General features: G+C 69.1%; 22 protein-coding genes and 4 pseudogenes. 15 read left to right on the forward strand and 11 right to left on the reverse strand.

Features of this window, described 5'->3' with window-relative positions; genetic code table 11:
* Nucleotides 1–230: 230 nt before the first annotated feature.
* Nucleotides 231–851, reverse strand: coding sequence for a TetR/AcrR family transcriptional regulator (locus tag OHA81_RS32365; RefSeq protein WP_329201856.1), 621 nt, complete (start codon nucleotides 849–851; stop codon nucleotides 231–233).
* 70 nt (nucleotides 852–921) lie between these two features.
* Here OHA81_RS32365 and OHA81_RS32370 point away from each other — a divergent pair, with 70 nt between their 5' ends.
* On the forward strand, nucleotides 922–1,815 hold the full coding sequence (locus OHA81_RS32370) for an NADP-dependent oxidoreductase (RefSeq protein ID WP_329201858.1): 894 nt from the start codon (nucleotides 922–924) through the stop codon (nucleotides 1,813–1,815).
* Nucleotides 1,816–2,452: 637 nt separating this feature from the next.
* On the opposite strand, the gene OHA81_RS32375 is transcribed toward OHA81_RS32370, so the two are convergent.
* A complete protein-coding gene (locus tag OHA81_RS32375; RefSeq protein ID WP_329201859.1) occupies nucleotides 2,453–3,355 on the reverse strand; it encodes a LysR family transcriptional regulator in 903 nt (300 codons plus the stop codon).
* 188 nt (nucleotides 3,356–3,543) lie between these two features.
* Between OHA81_RS32375 and OHA81_RS32380 the strand changes: the two genes are divergently transcribed.
* The 3 genes from OHA81_RS32380 to OHA81_RS32390 all read left to right on the forward strand — a co-directional run bounded on the left by OHA81_RS32380 (nucleotide 3,544) and on the right by OHA81_RS32390 (nucleotide 5,649).
* Nucleotides 3,544–3,837: a DUF1330 domain-containing protein gene (locus OHA81_RS32380; RefSeq protein ID WP_329201861.1), complete on the forward strand. Its 294-nt coding sequence runs from the start codon at nucleotides 3,544–3,546 to the stop codon at nucleotides 3,835–3,837.
* Nucleotides 3,838–4,059: 222 nt separating this feature from the next.
* Nucleotides 4,060–4,365: a hypothetical protein gene (locus OHA81_RS32385; RefSeq protein WP_329201863.1), complete on the forward strand. Its 306-nt coding sequence runs from the start codon at nucleotides 4,060–4,062 to the stop codon at nucleotides 4,363–4,365.
* 474 nt (nucleotides 4,366–4,839) lie between these two features.
* The gene (locus OHA81_RS32390; protein ID WP_329202638.1) at nucleotides 4,840–5,649 is read left to right on the forward strand and encodes an IS5 family transposase; all 810 of its coding nucleotides are present in this window, start codon (nucleotides 4,840–4,842) and stop codon (nucleotides 5,647–5,649) included.
* A 33-nt stretch (nucleotides 5,650–5,682) separates the two neighbouring features.
* On the opposite strand, the gene OHA81_RS32395 is transcribed toward OHA81_RS32390, so the two are convergent.
* The 4 genes from OHA81_RS32395 to OHA81_RS32410 all read right to left on the reverse strand — a co-directional run bounded on the left by OHA81_RS32395 (nucleotide 5,683) and on the right by OHA81_RS32410 (nucleotide 8,005).
* Nucleotides 5,683–6,165 (reverse strand): hypothetical protein, encoded by a 483-nt coding sequence (locus OHA81_RS32395; RefSeq protein ID WP_329201592.1) that lies wholly within the window; start codon nucleotides 6,163–6,165, stop codon nucleotides 5,683–5,685.
* 206 nt (nucleotides 6,166–6,371) lie between these two features.
* On the reverse strand, nucleotides 6,372–6,893 hold the full coding sequence (locus OHA81_RS32400; RefSeq protein WP_329201865.1) for a hypothetical protein: 522 nt from the start codon (nucleotides 6,891–6,893) through the stop codon (nucleotides 6,372–6,374).
* A 114-nt stretch (nucleotides 6,894–7,007) separates the two neighbouring features.
* Nucleotides 7,008–7,643, reverse strand: coding sequence for a restriction endonuclease (locus tag OHA81_RS32405; protein WP_329201867.1), 636 nt, complete (start codon nucleotides 7,641–7,643; stop codon nucleotides 7,008–7,010).
* 65 nt (nucleotides 7,644–7,708) lie between these two features.
* Nucleotides 7,709–8,005, reverse strand: coding sequence for a hypothetical protein (locus OHA81_RS32410; RefSeq protein WP_329201869.1), 297 nt, complete (start codon nucleotides 8,003–8,005; stop codon nucleotides 7,709–7,711).
* Nucleotides 8,006–8,135: 130 nt separating this feature from the next.
* On the opposite strand from OHA81_RS32410, the gene OHA81_RS32415 reads away from it, so the two are divergent.
* The 3 genes and pseudogenes from OHA81_RS32415 to OHA81_RS32425 form a co-directional block, all read left to right on the forward strand.
* A complete protein-coding gene (locus OHA81_RS32415) occupies nucleotides 8,136–8,399 on the forward strand; it encodes an ATP-dependent DNA ligase (protein ID WP_329201871.1) in 264 nt (87 codons plus the stop codon).
* A gap of 66 nt (nucleotides 8,400–8,465) precedes the next feature.
* Entirely contained in the window at nucleotides 8,466–9,002 is a 537-nt protein-coding gene (locus OHA81_RS32420; protein WP_329201873.1) for an ATP-dependent DNA ligase, read from the forward strand.
* 926 nt (nucleotides 9,003–9,928) lie between these two features.
* Nucleotides 9,929–10,094 (forward strand): annotated as a pseudogene (locus OHA81_RS32425) (IS256 family transposase); the annotation flags it as partial.
* A gap of 74 nt (nucleotides 10,095–10,168) precedes the next feature.
* Here OHA81_RS32425 and OHA81_RS34730 read toward each other — a convergent pair.
* Both OHA81_RS34730 and OHA81_RS32430 read right to left on the reverse strand, forming a co-directional pair.
* Nucleotides 10,169–10,537 carry a leucine zipper domain-containing protein gene (locus OHA81_RS34730; RefSeq protein WP_443056736.1) on the reverse strand — a complete coding sequence of 123 codons (369 nt, stop codon included), beginning with the start codon at nucleotides 10,535–10,537 and terminating at the stop codon, nucleotides 10,169–10,171.
* A gap of 49 nt (nucleotides 10,538–10,586) precedes the next feature.
* Nucleotides 10,587–10,985 carry a VOC family protein gene (locus OHA81_RS32430; RefSeq protein ID WP_329201875.1) on the reverse strand — a complete coding sequence of 133 codons (399 nt, stop codon included), beginning with the start codon at nucleotides 10,983–10,985 and terminating at the stop codon, nucleotides 10,587–10,589.
* A gap of 93 nt (nucleotides 10,986–11,078) precedes the next feature.
* On the opposite strand from OHA81_RS32430, the gene OHA81_RS32435 reads away from it, so the two are divergent.
* On the forward strand, nucleotides 11,079–12,068 hold the full coding sequence (locus OHA81_RS32435; protein WP_329201877.1) for a helix-turn-helix transcriptional regulator: 990 nt from the start codon (nucleotides 11,079–11,081) through the stop codon (nucleotides 12,066–12,068).
* 135 nt (nucleotides 12,069–12,203) lie between these two features.
* On the opposite strand, the gene OHA81_RS32440 is transcribed toward OHA81_RS32435, so the two are convergent.
* Nucleotides 12,204–12,593: an ATP-binding protein gene (locus tag OHA81_RS32440; RefSeq protein WP_329201879.1), complete on the reverse strand. Its 390-nt coding sequence runs from the start codon at nucleotides 12,591–12,593 to the stop codon at nucleotides 12,204–12,206.
* Between the two features lie 976 nt (nucleotides 12,594–13,569).
* Here OHA81_RS32440 and OHA81_RS32445 point away from each other — a divergent pair.
* The 7 genes and pseudogenes from OHA81_RS32445 (at nucleotide 13,570) to OHA81_RS32475 (ending at nucleotide 17,893) form a co-directional block, all read left to right on the forward strand.
* The gene (locus OHA81_RS32445; protein WP_329201881.1) at nucleotides 13,570–13,908 is read left to right on the forward strand and encodes a MerR family transcriptional regulator; all 339 of its coding nucleotides are present in this window, start codon (nucleotides 13,570–13,572) and stop codon (nucleotides 13,906–13,908) included.
* Nucleotides 13,909–14,177: 269 nt separating this feature from the next.
* Complete coding sequence (locus OHA81_RS32450) at nucleotides 14,178–14,381, forward strand: cold-shock protein (protein ID WP_329201883.1); 204 nt, start codon at nucleotides 14,178–14,180, stop codon at nucleotides 14,379–14,381.
* A 212-nt stretch (nucleotides 14,382–14,593) separates the two neighbouring features.
* On the forward strand, nucleotides 14,594–15,826 hold the full coding sequence (locus OHA81_RS32455; RefSeq protein ID WP_329201885.1) for a PP2C family protein-serine/threonine phosphatase: 1,233 nt from the start codon (nucleotides 14,594–14,596) through the stop codon (nucleotides 15,824–15,826).
* 592 nt (nucleotides 15,827–16,418) lie between these two features.
* Nucleotides 16,419–16,541: pseudogene (locus tag OHA81_RS32460) on the forward strand (transcriptional regulator); the annotation flags it as partial.
* Nucleotides 16,542–16,638: 97 nt separating this feature from the next.
* Nucleotides 16,639–16,821, forward strand: a complete 183-nt coding sequence (locus tag OHA81_RS32465; RefSeq protein WP_329201887.1) for a hypothetical protein — start codon at nucleotides 16,639–16,641, stop codon at nucleotides 16,819–16,821.
* Nucleotides 16,822–16,866: 45 nt separating this feature from the next.
* Nucleotides 16,867–17,275: pseudogene (locus OHA81_RS32470) on the forward strand (DUF6415 family natural product biosynthesis protein).
* Nucleotides 17,276–17,536: 261 nt separating this feature from the next.
* Nucleotides 17,537–17,893 (forward strand): hypothetical protein, encoded by a 357-nt coding sequence (locus OHA81_RS32475; protein WP_254211849.1) that lies wholly within the window; start codon nucleotides 17,537–17,539, stop codon nucleotides 17,891–17,893.
* 423 nt (nucleotides 17,894–18,316) lie between these two features.
* Here OHA81_RS32475 and OHA81_RS32480 read toward each other — a convergent pair.
* Nucleotides 18,317–19,721: pseudogene (locus OHA81_RS32480) on the reverse strand (Helicase associated domain protein); the annotation flags it as partial.
* Nucleotides 19,722–19,869: 148 nt separating this feature from the next.
* Nucleotides 19,870–20,954, reverse strand: a protein-coding gene (locus OHA81_RS34735) for an IS630 family transposase (protein WP_443056737.1) whose coding sequence is annotated in 2 segments (ribosomal slippage) — nucleotides 19,870–20,429 and nucleotides 20,429–20,954 — 1,086 coding nt in all. Because the reading frame shifts where the segments join, the coding sequence is not laid out codon by codon here.
* Nucleotides 20,955–21,296 lie beyond the last annotated feature (342 nt).

Consider the following 21,296-nt stretch of genomic DNA (forward strand, 5'->3'; position numbering starts at 1 on the left):
CCCGACACAGCTTGTAGGGTCTCGCGGCTCGTGTCGGACATCGGTCCCGCAAGCAGCGGGTCTGTCCGCTGTCTCACGTCGTGTCGGACGCTCGGTGTCTCGGCTTCGTATCGTTTCCTCGGCGCCTTGTGGCGACCACCGCGTCATAGGCCAATAACGAGTTCGAGCAGTTCTCGTCGCTTACCGCGGCGACGCCAACTTCGTACCTCGCCGTGGTAAGCGACACCGTCTCACACCCGCGGCCGCGGCCCATCGGAACCCGGGTGACCGCTTGCAGACGGGCAGGTGACCTTCCACGCCGCCTCGATCATTTGGAAGATCTCGTCCAGGGCGGCCTGCGGGTCGGCCGCTTCGCGGGCCAGCGAGTAGGCGTCGATCACGAACCTCGCGATGGTGCGGGCGGCGGTTTCGCTCCGGGTCAGGTCAGGATCGGCGGCGATGGCCGTGGCCAGGGCGTCCGCGTGGCGTAGGCGGAGCGACTCGTCGTACTTCCGCAGGGCGGGAGACTCGTCGATCATGCGCCAGATCGGGGCGGCGCTGTCCGCGGTGCAGTGCCGCACCAGGGCCAGGATTTCGCGGCGCAGGGCGGGGATGAGCGGCTCGTGCGGCGCCCGGCCGGTGACCGCCTGCGTGAGGCGCTGCTCGAAGTCCTCGTCCTGCTCGAACACCAGGGCCTCTTTCGAGGCGAAGTGGGAGAAGAGCGTGGTGACGGCCACGTCGGCCTCGGCGGCCACGTCACGGATGCCCACCGCGTCGTAACCGCGTTTCAGGAAGAGCCGCAGCGCGGTGTCGGCGATCTTCTGGCGGGTCGCGGCCTTCTTGCGCTCACGGCGTCCGGACTGCACGGTCATGGCCGTAGGCTAGCAGGTATGAAAGAGTAACCGTTATGAAAAGCTATCGGTTAGTGTTACGTTCGGCGGCATGAAGAAAGTGAGCTTCGCCGAGTTCGGCGGTCCGGACGTTCTGCAACTCGTTGATGCCGAGGAGCCCCACGCGGGCTCCGGCCGGATACGCATCGCCGTGCGGGCGGCGGGCGTGAATCCCGTCGACTGGAGGATTCGTGAAGGCCAGGTCCTGGGGGCCCATCCGATCGAGTTGCCCTCCGGGGTCGGGCTGGACGCCGCCGGGGTGGTGGACGAGGTAGGCGAGGGAGTCGTAGGGGTCGAGGTCGGTGATCGGGTGTTCGGCGAGGGCTCCAGCACTTACGCCGAGTTCGCCGTACTGTCGGCCTGGGCCCGGATGCCCGAGGGGCTGACGTTCGAGGAGGCGGCCGGGTACCCCTCCGTGGTGGAGACCGCGCTGCGCGTCATCCACGAGGTCGGTGTGCGGCCCGGGCAGACGCTCCTGGTCAGCGGCGCGTCCGGGGGAGTCGGATCGGCGGTGCTGCAGATCGCCCGCGACCGCGGCATCACGGTGATCGGCACGGCCGGTGCCGCGAACCAGGAGTATCTGGGCAGGCTTGGTGCCGTCGCCACGACGTACGGCGATGGCTGGGGCGAGCGGGTTCGGCGGCTCGGCGACGTCGACGCGGCTCTCGATCTGGCTGGTTCGGGCGTGATCCGCGAGCTGGTCGAGCTGACCGGGAGTCCGGAGAAGGTCGTCTCCATCGCCGATCTCGGTGCGCCGGAGTTCGGTGTCCGGTTCTCGGGCGTGGCCGGAAGCGTGTCGGCGGCGCTCGCCGAGGCCGTCGACCTGATCTCGCGGGGCCAGCTCCACATCCCGGTCGAGAAGTCATACTCGCTAGCCGAGGCCGCGGCGGCCCACATCGACAGCCACGCCGGTCACACGCGCGGGCGCCGAGTCTTGGTCATCTGAGCCGCTTCCGGCGCCGTCACACGGCATGGCAAGTCGAATTCCTTGCAGCACTCTTCTGTCGGGGTCCACCCGGAAGCTGCGCACCACACAAGGGCCTCATGTCGACCTGCGAATCTCACGACGGATGTCGGATCCGAACTAGATCCGGCATCGGCCGTGAGATTCCGACACGAGAAGTGAGAACCTACACAGCTCATGTGGGATCTCAGAACGCGCGTCACATGCCGACGCTGTGGCCTGCCGCTCTCTGCTCATTCTCACGCCGATGGCCATGCTTCTGTCTCAGGAGCGTGGCCATTTCCGGCCTCGGGGAGCAATGGAACAGTGGTTGGCGTTAAGCATTGACCGACGTCATGGACGCCGTTGACGGCGGGCGTTCCCGCCGGTTACCCGTGCTTGTCCGGTTCGGTGTCGGCGAAGGCGCGGTATCCGCCGAGATCTCGGGCTGGGCGAGGACGTCGCCGCGGTGTACGACTCGGACCGGACCCGGGGCCATCATCGGATGCTGATCCGCCGGCGTAGCGAGGTCGTGTCGGACATTCAGCAAGACCGCCGTCGTCATCACCGCGAAGTCCGCCGGGCGCAAGGTCTTCGGCCTCGACACCGCAGGCGCCTGTCTCGCTTGACCTCTTGCGCGTCAGTCCGGCAGCCAGTGCAGCTCGTGCGCCAGGGTTTTGGCGACGGCACGGATGCGGCGGTGTAGCGGCGACTGCTCGCGTGGGAGGACCAGGTGGATCGTCAGGCTGGGCGCGCCTCGCAGCGGTCGCCAGGTGAGACCGGCCGGTTGTGCCGTGGCCGCGGCTTCTCCGGCCGGGGCGAGGGTGACCCCGTCGCGCAGGTCGCGCTGAGACATGTCGAAAGAGACTGCGGGCGTGTGGAATCGGGGGTGTGGTCGGGTGTCTCGGAACAGTGCGGACAGCTGATCGTGGATCACGGGGTTGGCCGCACGGTCCGGGAGTCGCAGCGGATACGCGGCCGCGTCGGCGATCTCGATCTCCAGGTGTTCGGCCAGCGGATGGTGCTGCGCCAGCTGGACCCCGATGCGCGCACGCCGCAGCAGGAACCGGCGCACGCCACGGCCCGGCTGTTCACCGCGGGTGATCCCGGCATCGATGCGGCCGTCGGCGACTGCGGGGGAGATCTCCGGTGTCGCCATCGGGACCGCGCCGACCTTGAGTCCGCTGTTGCCGCGAATCAGCCTGTCCACCAGGGCCGGTGCCGTCTCGGCCCCGGCGCTGAGGCTGTATCCGATGCGCAGCGTGCCCAGTTCACCGGCCGCCGCGCTCCGGGCGGTGTCCCATGCCCGGTCCAGCGCCGCCAGCGCGGGCGGCGCGGACTCCGCCAAAGCCGCACCGGCCGTGGTCAATACGACGCTACGCGTGTTGCGGACCAGCAGGGCCGTACCGAGTTCCGCCTCCAATCGGCGCATCCGGGCGCTGAGTGCGGGCTGTGCGATACCGATCCGTGCGGCCGCGCGGGTGAAGTTCAACTCCTGTGCCAGCACCAGGAAGTACCGCAGGCTCACCGTGTCCGGCGCCACGTGCCCTCCCTGCCGATTGATAACGATCCGTTCTGAGTCTATCCCGTACCGGTCTTTCCCTCGACCGCACATCAAGCCCTAACCTGCGCATATGACGATTCAACTGACCGCAGTACCCGTCGCCGGGATCGATCGATCTGAGTGTCAATTCGAAGTCGGACGTGTTCGGCCGAACACAGGAGGTTTCCATGGCTAAGGGCTACTGGGTCAGTGTCTACCCCGCCATTTCCGACCCTGAGAGGCCGACTGCCTACGACAAGCTGGCCCGTCCGGCTGTCCAGGCTGGGGGCGGGCGCCTCCTGTCCCGTGGCGGTCGAGTCGTCGCCCACGAGGCCGGAATCACGCAACGCGTCGTTCTGATCGAGTTCGACAGCTTTGAACAGGCCGTCGCGGCATACGAGAGCGAGGCATACCAGAAGGCGCTGGTGGCCCTCCCCGATGGCGTCGAGCGCGACTTCCGCATCATCGAAGGCATCGACTGACCGGTGGGCCCAGCCATCGCTGAGCATCCGTCACCGCACCGCCATCGAGGCCCACCGCGACCCCCGCATCCATCAGCAGACCCTCGCCCGCGAGGAAGCCGAACGAGCCGCCGTCCGCGAGCGTCTGACCGACACCAATTCACCGCCGGCCGAGTGACCCCGACCGCAGAGACGTGCACCCTGTTGCATCGGCTACGGTCACCTCGACTGCTTCTGGGCTGCGTGAACTCGAACCGCACGCTCGCGGCGCCCCGGAGAAACATCGGTGACTTCGACTGCTCGGGTGAGGACATCGAGCGGGACTGGGTGGAGCGGACGGGCTGCTGGAGCTCGGTGACCCGGGTGCTGCTCACCTACGAGCAGGTGCGCGCGTACGGGCTCCTGGCGACCGAGGGCAAGAGCGGCGACCCGAGGTGGCCGGCCTCCGCCCGCCGCTACGGCTTCGACTCCCGCCGCCCGGTTCAGTGGGAGGTCGAAGCCCTGGAGCCGGACGAACTCCAGCGCCTGGTCCTTATGACCGGCCATTGATGTAGTACTCGTGCTCGGCTTCTGATCTGGGTGTGTTCAGGTTGGTTGGCTGGTGTGGGGCTTGGTAGCCGTCTGCTGTGGTTGTCGGGGCTGGCCGATGGAGGACCTGCCTGCTGCTGGGCGGGGGTGTTGGCCTGGTGTTTTCTCAGGTTGGCTGGGTTTTCCAGATGGGTGCAGGTGTCCTGGATTTTTGTGCAGGTGTAAGAAGCCGTATTCATACCGGTCATCGAGTGTGGGGATCGAACAGGGATCCTGATCGGATGATCTCGGAGGGGTCCAAGCATGAGGACAGGGCCTCGTGGCGATTCGGAAGGTGTTGAAGTCTCACCGAGCGCCAGGAGGCCCTGCTTGTCGCAGTTGTACGCGGTTGAGGTCCCGGAGTTCAACTCGTTCGTCGTGTCGTGCGATTGCCTCGCGCACAAGTTCGGGAACGCGGCGGACCAGCCGGAGCGGGTGCGGCGCTATCCGTCGGACATGACGGACCCGGAGTGGGCGGTGGTGCGGCCCCTGCTGCCGGTGCCGGCCTGGCTGGAGGGCAGGGGCGGCCGCCCGGAGGGCTACTGCCACCGCCAGATACTCGACGCAGTGCGCTACGTCGTCGACAACGGCGTCAAGTGGCGCTCGGTGCCTGCCGACTTCCCACCCTGGGACCGCGTCTACGCCTTCTTCCGCCGCTGGCGCCGCCAGGGCCTGGACGCGGAGTTCCACGACCGGCTGCGGGGAAATGTCCGCGTCAGCGAGGGGCGGGCGGCCGAGCCGACCGCCGGCATCATCGACTCGCAGTCGGTTCGGGCCGCCAGCTCGGTGCCGGCCGCCACGCGCGGTTACGACGGCGGGAAGAAGGTTCCGGGCCGCAAGCGGCACGTGATCACGGACTGTCTCGGCCTGCTGCTGGTCGTCGCGGTCACGGCGGCGAACGTGGGCGACCGCGAGGCCGCCGTGCCCCTCCTGGAAGGGGTCAGGGGCGCACATCGCTCGCTCCGTATGGTCTGGGCGGACGGCGGTTACACCGGCATGCTCGTCGACTGGGCCAGGGAGAAACTCCACCTCACCCTGGAGATCGTCAAGCGCAGTGACGAACCGCGATTCGTGGTGCTGCCCAGGCGGTGGGTGGTGGAGAGGACGCTGAGCTGGCTGATGCGCTCACGCCGTCTGGTCCGTGACTACGAGACGCTGCCCGCCACCAGCCAGTCCATGATCCTGTGGTCGATGACCATGCTCATGAGCCGCCGCCTCGCCCGCCGCACCCGCACACCGGGCACGGCGATGTCCCTGGCAGCCTGAACCACGCCGTCACGCCGTCACGCCGTCACGCCGTCACGCCGTCAGGATGCCGAACTCCCCGGACTGGTGCCGGGTGATCCACCCGCGCTCGGCCAGGCGTTTCGCCTGCGAACGCACTCCTTCGATCTTCGCCGGCACCACGTCCAGGCCCAATGCCACCGCGAGATCCTTGGCCCGCACCTTGTTCCGGCCCGCAGCCGCCTCGCTCTCCAGCACCGAGATGATCCGCTGATAGTCCGGCGCGAGGACCGCCCTGGCCAGCCGCCCACTTTGGTGGGGAACCGGCGATCCCGCCACCGCCGCGGCCACAGCGGCGCCCTCCACCGCGACCACGGCACGGCCGGCCGGCTCGGCCAGCACCTCCACCACCGCTTCCCGGGCGATGACCAACCGCTCCAGCACCCGCTCGGCCTCCTCCAGCACGGCCGCGGCCCGGACCGTTTCCTCCCGCGCCCGCTCAACCGCCTCCCGCGCGGCCGACTCCTTCGCCTCCAACAAACCGAGCACCGACGCCACCAGCCACCCCTACCGATCAAGAAGCAACCCGACGCCACAACACTCCCTCACCGCGCCCGAATCCACTCCTGACCAGCGGAAACTCAAAAGTCATGACCGGAAAGACAACGGCTTCTCAGGTAGACGTCCCGTATCCGGACCGCTGTCTGAGCCTGTGCCTGAGCAAGCTCGGGTCGGTTTCCTCGGCCCGACGTGCCCCGGAGTTCTCAGGAGCGTGTGGTCCAGTCGATCGAGGAGGGGCCGTGGGTGTCGATAGCTTTGCAGATGCCCTTGACCATGACGCGTGGGTTCACTGACCTGAGCGCTGTGAACTCGGTCCACTCCAGTGCGTAGATGAAAAGATCCTGGAGATGGTCTGCGCCCGCCGGCCGGTCCTGTGCCGCGGTGGTGAAGAGGTCGGTGAACATGGCTCGGTCCTCTGAGGACCAGGCTGACATGAGCCGTAGGGTCAGAGCGCGTGCTGGCGGTACCCGGTCGTCCAGACTGCGCGGCTCCTCGCCAGGTGCCTGTGCGCTGGCCCACTCGTGGCCATTGACGAGCGTGAACCGGTCCAGGTAGGCGGCCACGACCTTGGCCAGGGGGAGAAGCTCTTGGGCGGCCAGCGCGCAGATCCGGGGAACCCGCTCCTTCGCCAGATCGAATTCGCCGGCAGCCGCCTCGGCAACGGCGGCCTGCAGCAGCACTAACGCCTGCTGTGCAGGTTTGGCCGCACTCTCGTGGTCTCCCATGAGACCAACGCTAGTGCGAGGCTGCCGCCGCCCGCAGGACCTTTTGGAACACTCCACGGGCATCCGGAAGCGGCAGGCATGACCGTCCTCGCCCCTTGAAGAGCGTTGCAGGGGTCAGGAGAGTGAGGTGGGTTTGCGGGGTGGGGGGACGGCTCGTAGGAGTTCCCAGAGGGGGCGGGAGCCGGCGGCCCATTGGGCGAGGAGGTGGCGGTCGACCAGGTGCAGGTGCTGGGACTTGGCGAAGTCGGCGGCGTTGGTGGTGATGCGGCCGTTGGTGAGCATGACCAGGACGTCGCCGCCGTGGATCTGGCGGCCGGTGCCGTTGAGGACGTATAGGTCGGGGGTGCCGACGGGTTTGCCGGCCCAGCCGGCCTTGCGGTGTTTGCACTGGATGACCCAGCGTCGGCCGTAGGGGTCGGTCGCTTTCACGTCGGCTCCGTTGTCTCCGCGGCCGCCGACCTGCTGGGCGTCGGTGCAGCCGTCGCGGTGCATCAGGTCCCGTACCGCGAACTCGAACTGGCGGTGGTGGAGACGGTCGAGTTGCTCGACTGCGTAGAGCAGGCCCTGGGCGCGGACTCGTCCCCACTGTGCGGCTTCCTTTCGCCGCCACACCCACACGCCGCTGGCGACCGCGGCTGCCAGGAGCGCGAGCACCACCACCCAGGGATGCTCGGCCAGCCACCGCAGCACCCCCACCACAAGGCTCAGGCCCACGACGCCCACCAGAGCGATCAGCCCCAACTTCTCCATGTCCGAGTTCTTGCGCCTGCGAGGGCGGCGGCCGCGGCCGGAACGCCGTGCGGGCGGTCGCCGGCTCACTGGCCGCTGGCTGGGCTGGGGAAGACGATCGGGTAGGAGACCGTCGGCGTCGGCGCCACGACCGGCTTGTCCCACCCTGGCCACTTGATGGGGTAGACCACCGTCGCCTGGGGCTGCGGTAACCGGTTTGGATCCGACTCGCCGCCCGCGGTTACTGGCCCACTCCCGAAGAGCCACACCCCGACCACGATCATGAACAACAGTCCGGTCTCCTTGCGGGCACCCGCCGGAAGCCGGAAGTACCTCCTGACCTTGGTGCCGTCCGCCCTCACATACCCCTCGACCATCGGCACAGCTGGATCCCCCTCGCAGGTCGTGTGCGCCCCCGGCTCAACCGACCCATGAAAACACCTGCCACTGACACCGCGTCACCCGTTCGCCGCGACTGGTGCAGCGGTTCACAGCCCCGGGTTGCAGAGGAACGTGCATTATTCGAAGGTCCAGGGCGCCTTCCCGGACCTCGTGGCGGCTGCCGAGGCGCAGCTCCCCGCCGGCCTGGTCCTGGACGGCGAACTCCTCGCGTGGGACGTGGAGGCCGGCGCCCTTTCGTTCGAGGGGTTGCAGCGTCGGGCCGCCGCCCACCCACGTGGCGCTCCCGCGCTGGCCAAGAGGCTGCCGGCCTTTTTCGTGGCGTTCGGCGTCTTGCAGCTCGACGGCCGGGAGCTACTCGACCTGCCCTACGTCTAGCGCCGCGCCCGCCTGGAGGCCCTTTTCGCCGACCACGCCCTGACGGCCCCGTGGACGCTGTGTCCGATGACCACGGACCCGGCCCAGGCCCGGGAGTGGCTTCAGTCGTTGACGGACGTGTCCGGCGTCGAAGGAATCGTGGTCAAACCCCAGACCAGCCGCTACATGCCGGGCCACAGAGAAGCGTGGACCAAGGTCAGACGCCGGGACACCACCGAGGCGATCATCGGCGCCACCACCGGCACCCTCACCCGCCCACAGCTCCTCGTCCTCGGCCGCCACGACCACGACGGCCGGCTCCGCGCGGTCGGCCGCACCGTCCCGCTGCGCACGGAGGCGGCCCGCCTGGTCGCCGAGCACCTGACGGCCGCCGGCCCCGGCCACCCGTGGGAGGGCGTCACGTTCGCCGCGACGTGGGGGAGCCGCGACGTCCTGGACGTCTCCCTGGTCCGCCCCGAGCTGGTGGCCGAGATCAGCGCCGACCGCGCCGTGGACCGGGGCGGCGTATGGCGCCACCCGCTCCGCTTCCGGCGCCTGCGCCTGGACGTGGGCATCGGGGACGTTCCTCGGTTCGCGGCGGACCCGGGCACAACCGCAGGCTGAGACAGCAGACCGGTCATGGTCTCCACGCACAGCATCCGGCGCCTGTCGTTCAGGACGGCACGGGACCGTAGGAGCGCCGGGGTGCCCAGGCGTGATCCGAGGCGGGATCGCATCTCGCCGGCCCGATGATCCTCCTCCGAGCGACTCTCGCGCTCAAGGGCGCCCAGGAGCATCGTGACCGCTCTGGCCTCGTCCTCGGTCAGCAGCTTGAGCCGAGTCTCGCCCGCGGCATCAGGGAGCGTATCGAGGAAGTCTTCGTCCATGCCACAACTTCCCGACGAGTAGCTGGGGCAGCGCACGCAACAACGGCTGACGCCCCTCCGTCCGGGTGGGCCCCGCACCCTCTTCAGCGCGCCACCAGCAGGCCCCGCGCGCAAGAGCGGTGCAATAGCTGCCGCGGGGAGCTGCACAGGAAGGACCGCTCCCCACCCCGTGGCGCTGCCGGCTGCGGGCAGGTCCGGCAGCCGTCACACGTCGCTGGTCACATCCCCGGCCGGCAGCATCCAGTCCCATCCCCGACCGGTGATGGGAATCCTTGGAAAGCCCAATTACATGGGTCACGTTCAGGTGCGTGTCCGGCAGACCCCGGGCACGGTCTGCTGCGAGGATCGTGGGGCAGGAGTCCGGGGAATCGGCTGGCGAAGCGCCAGTCCTTGAGGCTCTGCCCGCAGCCCCCGACCGGCATCCCCCCGCCGGCCGGGGCCGCCCCGGCCGGCCCACCCCCCCCGGGTCGGCCGGGGCCCAGCCTCTACCCATCACTTCCAATGGCGTACCGGCTGCCAGCGCGGAATCGAGGCCGAGACCGTGCGGCTCCAGCAGATCTTCCGAGCGGAGTCAGTCCATCATCCGAGGCTTGTGGAGAAGGCCCTGGGCCGACAGATGCTCGCGTTGCTCGTCCAGCTCGCAGCCAGCGAGATACGGACTGGCCGAACGCGCGGATCCGGCGGGCGGTCAAGGCCCGCGGGCACTTCCCGAGCGAGACCGCCGCACTGGAGTGCGTCTACATGGCGATCATGTCGCTCGACCCCCCCCGGCAAGGGCCAGGCCCGCTGGACCATGCGCTGGAAGACCGCACTGAACGCCTTCGACATGCTCGTAGCGGATGACCTCGCCCAACTGCTCGCCGGTCGGTGGGTCGAGGTCCCGGAGCCGGTTGAGTCCTCGCCTTACCAGCATGCGGTGGACGGTCGCGGGCGCGAGTGTGACGTCGTGCAGCCGCTGTAGGTCGGCGGCGAGCCGGGCTGGCCCGTGCTTGGTCTGCCGCCGCAGCGCCTCCACCAGGTCGGCGATGTCATCGGGGGTGCGGGCGGGGCTGTGGCGGGGCGGGAGGAGTGGTCGAGTAGTCCGTCCTCGCCGTGCGCGCGCCAGCGGGCGTACCACTTGGCCCGGCAGCGGCGGGAGATTCGGGCTCCGCAGTGCGCGATCGGACGTCCGGCGTCGATCCGCAGGCACAAGCGCAGGCGTCCTTCGGGGGTCAGCGGTGCGTTCCGGTGTCCCCTGCTGGTGGCGCTCCTGGACTCGGCGGCCGCGTTCATCGGGAGCCCTGGGATCTCAGGGCTCCCGCGTGAGCGGCCTTGCGTGGCGTCAGCGTGCGAACTTTTCGATGGCCGCTGGGGTGACGGGGGTGAAGAAGTTGACGAGGTTGCCGTCGGGGTCACGGAACAGCAGCGACCGGTTGCCCCAGGGCATCGTGGTGGGCTCGGTGACGAAGTCGGTGACGAAGCCGGTCAGGTTCTGGTGAACGCGGTCCACGTCGTCGACGAGGAACTCGGTGATCACGCTGTGGTTGTCCCCCGGGCGGGCAGAGCCCGGGGCGAACAGCGGGACGGTGCGGGTGCCGGCGATCGCGAGGGTGGCGCCCGCCGTGTTGAGTTCAGCGAAGTCTTCGGTGGCCCACGTCGCCCGCACCCCTGTGGCTCGCTCATAGAACTCGACGAGGCGCGCTACGTCGCTGGTGATGATGCGGATCGAGACGAAGTCCATGGGGATCTCCTTGGCTGTGCTGGAGGCGTGCACTGCGCAGGCTAGGAGAAATAGTGGACAGAATCGGTCCTGTATTCGAGTTAAGTTGTGCACATGCCCCGACCCACTGCCCGCGTGCTGACACTCCTGGAGCTGCTGCAGTCGGGCGGCACCCGGACGGTGGCCGAACTGGCCGACCGGCTCGGCGTCGAAGGGCGCACCGTGCGGCGGTATGTGGACCAGCTGATCGAGCTGGATGTGCCCGTGGAGTCGGTGCGCGGCCGCTACGGCGGGTACCGGCTGGCTCCGGGGTACCGCTTGCCTCCGCTCATGCTCAGCGATGACGAGGCGCTGGCCGTGCTGCTCGGCCTGGTCGCCGGCCGCCGGGCAGGGCTGACGACGACGGAGCGCACGGCAAGCGAGACGGCATCGGCGAAGATCCGGCGGGTGCTGCCCAAGCACATCGCCCGTCGGCTCGACACACTTCTGGAGGCTCTCGCCTTCACGGACCAGCCCGGCGAGTTCGACACCCCGGACGCTGGGGTCCTGCTCACCATCGCCGATGCGGTGCGCCACCGCCGACCGGTCTCGATCCGCTACACCGACCGCGACGGACGGCGCAGCGAACGCACGCTGCATGCGTACGGGATCGTCGCCCATGCGGGCCGGTGGTACGTCACGGGCAAGGACACCCAGATCGGCGAGGACCGAACCTTCCGGCTCGATCGCATCGCAGACGCGCGGACCCTGCCCGGCTCATTCGAAGCGCCCGTGGGTCCCGGCCCGGCACAGCGCGTGTTGTCGGCGTTCGCCACGGCCGAGTACCGGCATGAGGTGACCTTGCGGATCCACGGGACAGTTGAGCAGATCCGCGCCCACCTTCCCGCCAGCGTCGCGAGCCTGGAGGAGCACGAGCCCGCGGCAGGCCAGGACCGGATGACCGAGCGCTGGCTGCGCATCGAGCTGCGGGCGGAGCGGCTCGACTGGTTGCCTCCAGTACTCGCCTCACTCGACCGGCCGTTCGTCATCGAGCGCCCCCATGAACTGCGCGACCTCGTCACCGCGCTCGCCGATCGCCTTGCGTCCTACGCGCGCCAAGCCTGACCGCGAGGAACCAATGTCATGAGATGGCACAACTAACCCGGCTCGCCGTCAGTAGACGACGACGCAGGGGCCGACCGATCGCCCCAGGGGGTTCGCGTCCTGAGCCGGGTACGGCACCAGGCGTCCGCGCCTTGGTCATCGGGTCAGGTGGGCGCTGATGGTTTTGCCGCCGGTGGGCGGGTGGGTGACGTGGGTGGTGTGGGCGAGGCGGTTGACCACGGGCCAGCCGAAACCTCCGGTGCCGCCGTTCAAATCCGGGGTGCGCATGCGAGGCGGCTGCGTGCTGGCGTCGTGGACGGCGACCTCGACGCTGTCCAGGCCGGCGGTCAGGTCCACGGTGCAGGTGCCGCCGGCGTGGCGCAGCGCGTTGGTGACGAGCTCGGAGACGACCAGCACCACGGCTTCCGCGGCCGCCTCCGCCACCGGAGGGTCGAGACCTGAAAGGAAGGCCAGGGCGCTCTTGCGCGCGTCGGCGACGGACGTCGTCGCGTCCCCGATCGAGACATCAACGCTCATCGTCTCCATGCAGGACCCCCGTGGTCTGTGGATCTTTCAGTGCCCGGCCCTCGCGGCCTGACGCTTGTGCCCGCTCTGGGGCCGTCTACCCGGCTCCTGCCGTGTGCGCGTCTGCTTCCCGTGACTGTTCGAGTCCGATTACCTCTTCGTCGAACACACAGAAATCTGTCTTGGTCGGAGTAGACATTGGTTGGTGGTGTGGTTATGGTTTCTCTCGTAACCAGGAAGGCCGAAGGGCCTGGCAGAGACGAACTGCCGGGCAGCAGTACGCAGTACCCGTAGGTGCAGTACCGAGGGCGGTGCGGCGGCGGAGTTCTGAAGCCAGGTGTGTTGTAGGACGGCGACGGGACTGGCGGCCGGACCGGGTGGCCCGCAGTGATCAGGGGCCGCCATGAGCAGGACCCGCAGTGCAGTACCGCAAGTGCAGTACCGCAGTACCGCAGTGAAGTGCAGTATCGGCAACACCCTCGGTGAAGGCGTCGCTGCGGGCGCGCGCACCGGGAAGTCCGGCAGTGGGGTTCTAAGCCAGAGCAGACGCAGGATGGGCGACGGGGCTGGCTGCCGGAGGAGTGGCGCTGTCACAGGCCGCCGAGTAGTTCGCAGTAGAGCAGTACCGCATCACCAGCAGTACCGCATCACCGCAGTTGAGCAGTACCAGTAGTACGCAGTCCCTGTAAGTAGCAGTTGATCAAGAGGGAAGAGCGGAGGAACGAACGCCATCAGGATCGCCCGGGCGAAGTTGTACCCGGGTACCGCAGGACATCGATAGTGAGGTGGTCTCCGGTCAGGCAACAGCGATCCCTGCACCCCCGACAGCGACATCATCGGGCGTGTGGAAACAGGAAGCCGGTGCAGTTCCAGGGCCGGCAGATGGTGTAGCAGTTCCTTCGGGGCCCTGGTGCCGTACGGCACCAGGGCCCCTCCGCGCGTTCCACACCAGGACCTATCCACGCATTCCACCAGGCATGTCATACAGAAGGTGAAAGTGACAGCAGACGCCTCGTTCGACCGGCTCGAAGACGACGACTACCCCGCCTACACCATGGGCCGCGCCGCCGAAATCCTCGGCACCACCCAAGGCTTCCTCCGCGCCATCGGCGACGCCCGCCTCATCACCCCCCTCCGCTCCCCGGGCGGACACCGCCGCTACTCCCGCTACCAGCTGCGCATCGCGGCCCGCGCCCGCGAACTCGTCGACCGCGGCACCCCCATCGAGGCCGCCTGCCGCATCGTCATCCTCGAAGACCAGCTCGAAGAAGCCCAGCGCATCAACGCCGAGTACCGCCGCGCCGCCGGTTCGGCGAATCCGGCGGCCGCGGCCTGAGACCGCACCCACGCCCACCGGGACCGCACCCACGCCCACCGGACACCGGCGGGCGGCGGGCTGGCCCGCGCCCGGGTGTACCGACTCGTCTCCTCTGGTGACAGGGTGTGCGGGCGTGTACCGTCTGGGTCAGCTGTCGTGGTTCGGAAGTTCCCTTTGCCCACGCCTTCGGCGTGGGTGTTTTGCTGTGCTGTGCCGCAGGAACCAGGGCGATCACCTCCGCCTTCCGCACATCGTGGGAGGCGTTCATCGACTGGAAGGCAAAAGACATGGCTACGGGAACTGTGAAGTGGTTCAACGCGGAGAAGGGCTTCGGCTTCATCGCCCAGGACGGCGGCGGCCCGGACGTATTCGCCCACTACTCGGCGATCAACTCCACGGGCTTTCGTGAGCTGCAGGAGGGCCAGATGGTGACGTTCGACGTCACCCAGGGCCAGAAGGGCCCCCAGGCGGAGAACATCACCCTCGCCTGATCCGTCACCCTCCCGTCGGCGGAACCGGGGCACCGGACTTAAGGCGCGCCGCTGCTCCGCGCGCCTCGACTTGAGTGTCCCCGGAACGCCGGCAGACCTGTGGCCGGCTCTCTCCGGGTGGATGATGTGTAGGTGAAAAGCCTGGCAGGTGGCGCTCACCCTGGCGGATCGCCGCGTCGGCGCGGGAGGGGCTCGTCGAAGGGACCGTGGCCGTGAGTGACGGGCAGAGTGAGCTTCCTCGGCTTCTGACCGCAGCGGAGACGGCCGCGCCGGTGGAGGCCGTCGACGTCGTCGCGCGGGATCTGCGACGGCGGTTCGAGGCCGTCGAGGTCTCCTTCCTCATCGTGGACCTGACGGGGAAGGCGGTGGCCCGGCTGTCCACCACCGGAGTGGGGGAGAGCGGCCAGGAAGCGGAACGGATTCCATTGCTCGGCAGCGTGTACGAACATGTGATCCGTACCCAGCGGCTGTACCAGGAGGCGACCCATCGCGGACACCGCGTGATCGCGCCCGTCACCAACCGGGGGGACGCGATCGGGCTCCTGGAACTCCTTCTGCCGGCCGGACCCGGCAAGGACACCCTCACCGAGGTCGGGGAGGCCGCGCACGTCCTGGCCTACGTGGTGATCGCCAACGGCCGCTTCACCGATCTCTATACCTGGGGCAAGCGTTCCAGACCGCCCACCCTGGCCGCGGAGATCCAGTACCAGCTGCTTCCCCCGTCCCTGTCGTGCGAGGCGGCCCAGTTCACCCTGTGCGGGAGCCTCGAGCCCTCCGAAGACCTCAGCGGCGACACCTTCGACTACATCCTGGACCGCGACACCCTGCACGTGTCGGTGACCGACCCCATGGGACACGACATCGATGCGGCCCTGGCCGCCACCGTGCTGGTCGGCGCCTTGCGCGGCGCCCGTCGCGCAGGGGCCGGCCTGGTGGAGCAGGCTCATCTGGCAGACCAGGCCCTGGCCGACCACGGCCAGGGCCACGCCACCGGGCAGCTGTTGCGCATCAACCTCCACACCGGGCGGGCCCAGCTCGTCAACGCCGGCCACCCCTGGCCACTGCGACTGCGCCATGGAGTCGCGAAGGCGATCACCTGCGAGGTGGACCATCCCTTCGGACTGTCCGTGCCCATGCCCCACCCCTACCGCGCCCAGGACGTCGACCTGCGCCCCGGCGACCGACTGCTCATGTTCACCGACGGCATGCTCGAACGCCACGGAGAGAAAGTCGATCTCCTCGACCTTCTGGAACGCACCCGGAACCTGCACCCCCGCGAGACCGCTCTGGCAATGACTTCAGCGGTACGGGACGCAGCCGGCGGCCGACTTGAGGACGATGCCACCGTGATGTGCCTGGACTGGCACGGTCCGCAGGAGACCCAACGGCACGTCAGCTCCGGGGCGGACACCCACCAAGCCTCGGCCGACCGCCCGAAGCCGTAGGTTCGGCCGTACCGGCCGCGAAAGCGAAGGCCGCAGAGCAGCGTGGTTGCCTTCGGCCGACGCGGTCGGCCGGCCTGCGGGGTCTTCTCCCGGATGTAGCCGCGCTTGATCCGCCCGGCACCACGGCGAGCACGGCGAAAGTATGGCGTCGATGCCGTTGGAGTCGTAAAGCCGGTGAGCGGGCCTGTGATGATGGGGCTCGACGAATCTCCTCACCCCGCGCTCGGGGGTGGGTCAGACCTGCTCACCCAAGTTCCCCACCCCCTGGGAGCTGACCTGTGGTCGGGCGCCACAGCGGAGGGGCCGCCCGATAGCCAGCCAGGTCCAGGGGCGGGGCGAGCTGTCCAGGGTGGGCGCAGCCCAGCGCGTAGCGCCACCGCAGGCGCCCTTGACCGGTCAGCACGGCCCGCACACTGCACGGTCGGGCGGCCCCGATCCCCGTTGCCAGCAGCAACCGACTGGGGAACGAAGAGCGGCCCTGGGGAAAATTCGGGATCCGCATCAGTGAGGAGTCCGAGCCGGATACCCGTCGGCCTGGAGCTCGGCAGACATGCTCGACGCGATGAAACGAAGGATCGCAACGGCGATGCCGACGGCGGAGATCAAGGTGAAGCAGCCGCGCGAGCCCGCCGGCATCGCCGGCCTCGCGGAGATGGCCGTCTACGGCGACGCTGGCCGCGCCCTCATCCACGTCGCCATCGACGCCCTGGAGTGAACTGGCGCAATTCTCCGCAACTTTGTTGAGAGCGCGGACCACAGGTGCGTAGCGTCGACGGCATCGACGGACCACCAGCCGGAGAGGCGGGGCCCCCTTGCGCGCACACGCCGACTCCACCGCCCCGGCCCGGGAGGGCCGCGGCCTCCAGTCGCCTCCCTACGGCGTTCCCTCCCCGGCCCTGCTGGCCCGTGCGGACCGCGGCTTCGCCCGGTTCCTCGGCCGGCACGGCGAGGACCAGGACGACGGGGCCGACGGCAGCGAGGACCCCCAGCGGTGACCGCCGGCCACCCGCGCGACGACGCTCCCGGCAGCGAGGCCCGCCATGCACACCAGCACGCACACGGTCCTGTACGACCCCGATGGCCTGATCCAAGCCGGGCTCCCGCTCGACCACGAACCGTACGAAAGCCTCGTCAAGGCCGTCCTCGCCTGGACCGGCGAGGACACCCTCACCGCCCGCGACCTGGAGCAGATCGCCCTTCAGCTCACCGGCCACGCCCGCGCGCTCGTCACCGACGTCCGCCGCCGCGCCGACCAGCTGCCGAAGAACAGCGGACCCAGAGCGCTCGCCGACGTCGTCCTGCGCGGCGGAAGGCCGGCTGTCCACGACGATCGAGGGCACCGTGCGCTGCGTCCAGAACCGCGCCCGCCTCGTTCGCGCTCTCCACGAACGGCTGGACCGCCTGGAGGCCGCGCTCGCCCCGGAGAGGGTTGTACCGAGCGGGGGCTGAACCGTGGGCTGGACGGTTGCTTCCAGCTACTTCGTCAGCGTGTCGAGTGCCTTCCTCGCCTCACCCAACAAGTCGCTGACCTGGCGCAGAGCATCTTCCTGGGCGTCTGCGGGCTTCCTGACCGTTCCAGCGGAGGAGGCCTGGCCCGGCTCCCGCCTCGGATACCGTGTTGCTCTATGGGGTGCCATAACGGATGTGACGCCCCCCACCGGAGGTAGTCAGCGTATGAGTTCAAAGCGCAGCAAGAATCCAGCCCTGCCCGTGCTTGACGACGCATTCCGACTCGCGTCGGTCAAGGACGCCGAAGAGTCCACCCGTGACTTGGCCGCGCGGCTGGCCACCACCGAGCTGCGCCGCGTTTCCCACCCGGGCCGGGTCACCTGGGAGCCCACCGATCAGGCCGAGCCCGTACCGGTCCCGCCGACTGTGGTCGACGGTGACGGGGACCTGTGGCTGCGGGACCGGGGCACTGGCACCTGGACCATGCCCGAGTTTAACCCGAAGGAGTTCCCGGCCCGCTGTGGCGAGGTTCTGACGTGGAACCAGCTTGCCCGCGAGTTCGGCCCGCTTACCGCACTGGCCGACGACCGCCGCATCGGCGGCGGCCGGCGTCGCTGACCGCGCAGCCTTCTGGGATGACCGCGCCCATGAGGCGCCCGTTACGGGTAGCTGGGAGCTCCAGCTCACCGCCGAGGGACCAGCCTGGTAGCGGTCGGCCTTCAGCTGCCGTGGTGAGCGCGCGGCCCAGCTCGCCGATCGACTGGTGCCAGTCGGCCAACTGCCCGAGCAGGCCGCGCACCAGCGTCGAAAGCGGCCAGGGCGACACGTCCAGTGCAACACCGCCGCGCATCGCGCTCTGACCTGCGGTGATGCCTCGGATAGAGGTTCGTGGAATCGGTGTTGCACCTCGCGTTGCAGGCCCGCGCCATGTCCGGGCGGAGCAGCCGGCCGCCGACAGCACGAGGCCCCGGGCGATGACGCCCGGGGCCTCTCTGTGCACTTCGCTCGACCGTCCTGTTCAACGACCAGCCGCAGCCGGTGTCACGCCCAGTCCACGCCCAGCTTCGCGAGGGCGGCGAGCTGGTCAGCGGTGAGCTTCTCGCGTCTCGCACGTGTGTTCGAAATCCGTACGCCCAGCTTCACGATCACCGGCTCTGCCTCACAGTCGACCGCGATCGGCTCACCGTGGCCACGTGGAACCGCCCGTTCGGCGCCTTCCCGTTCGACCCACTGCGTGAGGGCTGCCAGGCCACGCTGGAACGCCTGCTGCGTCTTGCTCGGCCCCTTCGCCGGCCCGCCCGCCGCCGGTGCCGGTGCCGGAGGGGGAAGGGGAGGCGGTGCCTGGATGCCAAGGGCAGTCAGCCGCTCGTGCTGTTCGGTCGACAGCAGCTTCCAGGTGGCGGGCTTTTTCTGCCGCTGGAGCCATCGCCCGATGTCGTCGCCGTCCATGAGCACGCCGGGGGCGATGGCGGGCAGCTTGCCGTCTGCGTCGACCAGGTCGGCGAGGACGCGGTAGTGGCGTTGCCAGTCGAGCGGCCACGGGCAGTTCCAGTCCTGGTCGATCCCGGTCAGCTGCGCCGCGCGTTCCTCCGCCCGGTCCGGGTCTTTGCCGAGGCCGTTCTTCGTGCCCTTGCGGCGGAGGTTGGCCATGTGCTGCCCGATGGGCACCATCTCGTCGTCTTCGCCCCACATGGCGTCCTGCTGGGGCGCGAGGTGCCCGGTGGCCCGTCGGTACGACCGGAGAGCGGCGAGCTTGGTCTCCCATGCCTCCTCGCCCGGCTCCCAGACCATCCCGGCCTCGGGCGCGTCCAGCAGCGTCTTGCGCCGCTCCTCCAGCTCCCCGGCCCGCAGCGCCTTCCGCTGCTGGTGGACCCACCGCCCCAGCGGGAACCCTTCGTAACTCCGACCTCGGTCTCGGTGTCGTAGGGGACGGCGTAGGGGCCGGCGATGCCGTTCTCGGCCCGTCACCGCAGTAGGGCCTGGTAGCCCTCCAGCCACACCAGGGACTCCGGCCGGTAGACGCGGGGGCGCAGGAACGCGGCGATGGTGGCGGCGTCCCGCGGGTTGGAGAAGTGGAGCAGGGCCGACGGGGCTGCGGCGTCGGCGCCAGCCTCCTGGTCCTCGCCCTCGCCGCCGGCGTCGACGATCCGCCCGTCCTTGTCGTGCCGGAGGTGGACTTTGCGCTGGCGGGTGAGGGCGCGGGAGGCGAGCTGCTCGACCAGGCGCTCATCATGAGAACGCAGGCCCTGGAGGATCCGACAAGCGGCTTGTAGCTGGCGGAGGCGACCATGTCGGTGGGGTCTTCGCCGGGTTCCAGGAAGACGGGCACGAGGATGCGGGCGATCTTCGTGGTGCCGTCGCGGTTGAGGCGGAGTGCGCGGCCGATGTTCTGGACGATTTCGACTTGGGAGCCGCGGGTGTCGGCGAAGCAGATCACCTCGACCCCCCATCTTGAGCCGCCCGTCAGGGCCAGCAGGATCCCGCGGGCCAGGGGCACCCACAGCGTCTCGGGCAGGGCGACGACCAGCCGGCCGGTACGCCCGGTTCCTGCGTACGGGCCCGTTCCGCCGAGGGTCTGACCGGAAGTCTGGGTGTTACTGACCTTGTAGTCGTGGTGTCGTCAGTGTGAGTCCGGTTCCGGTGAGGCATCCGTCGATGATGTCGCTGCGGTATTGGATCTGGCGGAGGCCTTGTCTGAGCCGGTGCATGAGGTGGTCGGGGTCGGTGAAGGCGGTGTTCGCCTGGCTGGTCCGGCGGAGGATGGACCAGATGCCTTCCACCGGGTTGAGGTCGGGTGCGTAGGGCGGCAGATGGTAGGCGGTGATCCAGTCGTGTGCGTCGATGAAGGCCCGCATGCGGCGGTCCTTGTGGACGTTGAGGTTGTCCCATACGAGGACGATCGGTCCGCCGAGCTGCTGGTGGGCGGCGATGAGGAGGTCGCGGTACTCGGTCCAGGCGAAGCTCTTGCGGCCGCCACTCTTGTGGTCGGTATGCCGTTTGGGCCGGTAGACGAGGCGGGAGCGTTCGCCGGGCTTGTAGCAGCACATTGCCGCGATGGAGAAACGGCGCTGGGAGCGTCCGCGGACCCGGATGACCGGTGTGGTTCCGCGTCTGGCCCAGGTGCGGGAGGTCGGCGGCGTCATCGAGAATCCGGCTTCGTCCTCGAAGACGATCCAGGCCCCGAGCGCCGCCGCGGTGGTTCCACGTGCGACCACACGTCCTTCACCCAGCCGGCCACCGCCGCCTCATCGCGCTCGACGGCACGACGGGCCGGAACCTGATGGCTCCAGCCGTGCCGACGCAGCATCTGGGAGATGCCTGACAGCGTCATGGACTTGTGGAACCGCCGGCCGATCAACGTCTTGATCCGGGACAGCGTCCATCTCTGATCAGACCAGCCATGCGCGACCGGACCCTTCGCCAACTCCTCCTCGAGCACGCCGAACAATGCGTCACTCAGCTTCGGACGGGACGCCGGGCCTTGAGAACGGACCCCGTCCTGGCCGGCCTCGCGCCAAGCACGACGCCACCGCTGAACCGATCGGACGCTGACCCGTAACTCCTTCGCGATCTCCGTGCTGCCCCGACCTTCGGCGAACATCGCGACCGCTTCCATCCGGACCCGCTCACGGAACGCTTGCCTCTCCGCGGTCAGACCCCCACCCTGCGGATACCTCATACACCCGGCATACCGCGACGATCACCGATCGTCAGCCCCTACGACAAGACAACTTCAAGGTCAGTAGTGGGGACGGGCTCCCACTTCTTCAGCAGTCCGCGGTGCTCCAGTTCGGCCCGCAGCTCCGGAGCCGGCGCGGGGGCGCGTGTGGGCCGGTGCAGCCCGGGCTCCCGGTGTGCGTGGTGCCCGGCGCAGATCCGGGTCTGGGTATCGCCGTGGTGCGCCCCGTAGCCGGGCCGTTCTTCCCGTACGGCCTCCTGGCCAGCCGCCGATCCCCGGCGTTCTGGTGGCCTTGCAGGAGGGCGTCGAGGCCCTCCAGGTCAGCGGGGTGGACGGCGAGGG

It is taken from the genome of Streptomyces sp. NBC_00667, from assembly GCF_036226825.1.
Lineage (GTDB): Bacteria > Actinomycetota > Actinomycetes > Streptomycetales > Streptomycetaceae > Streptomyces.

Excerpts from the sequence above, each read along its gene's own strand:
- OHA81_RS32390 (WP_329202638.1), top strand. The coding sequence starts at position 4,840 with ATGACGGACCCGGAGTGGGCGGTGGTGCGGCCCCTGCTGCCGGTGCCG.
- OHA81_RS32430 (WP_329201875.1), bottom strand. The coding sequence starts at position 10,985 with ATGGACTTCGTCTCGATCCGCATCATCACCAGCGACGTAGCGCGCCTC.
- OHA81_RS32370 (WP_329201858.1), top strand. The coding sequence starts at position 922 with ATGAAGAAAGTGAGCTTCGCCGAGTTCGGCGGTCCGGACGTTCTGCAA.
- OHA81_RS32365 (WP_329201856.1), bottom strand. The coding sequence starts at position 851 with ATGACCGTGCAGTCCGGACGCCGTGAGCGCAAGAAGGCCGCGACCCGC.
- OHA81_RS32450 (WP_329201883.1), top strand. The coding sequence starts at position 14,178 with ATGGCTACGGGAACTGTGAAGTGGTTCAACGCGGAGAAGGGCTTCGGC.
- OHA81_RS32420 (WP_329201873.1), top strand. The coding sequence starts at position 8,466 with ATGACCACGGACCCGGCCCAGGCCCGGGAGTGGCTTCAGTCGTTGACG.
- OHA81_RS32440 (WP_329201879.1), bottom strand. The coding sequence starts at position 12,593 with ATGGAGACGATGAGCGTTGATGTCTCGATCGGGGACGCGACGACGTCC.
- OHA81_RS32380 (WP_329201861.1), top strand. The coding sequence starts at position 3,544 with ATGGCTAAGGGCTACTGGGTCAGTGTCTACCCCGCCATTTCCGACCCT.
- OHA81_RS32435 (WP_329201877.1), top strand. The coding sequence starts at position 11,079 with ATGCCCCGACCCACTGCCCGCGTGCTGACACTCCTGGAGCTGCTGCAG.
- OHA81_RS34730 (WP_443056736.1), bottom strand. The coding sequence starts at position 10,537 with ATGAACGCGGCCGCCGAGTCCAGGAGCGCCACCAGCAGGGGACACCGG.
- OHA81_RS32400 (WP_329201865.1), bottom strand. The coding sequence starts at position 6,893 with ATGGGAGACCACGAGAGTGCGGCCAAACCTGCACAGCAGGCGTTAGTG.
- OHA81_RS32405 (WP_329201867.1), bottom strand. The coding sequence starts at position 7,643 with ATGGAGAAGTTGGGGCTGATCGCTCTGGTGGGCGTCGTGGGCCTGAGC.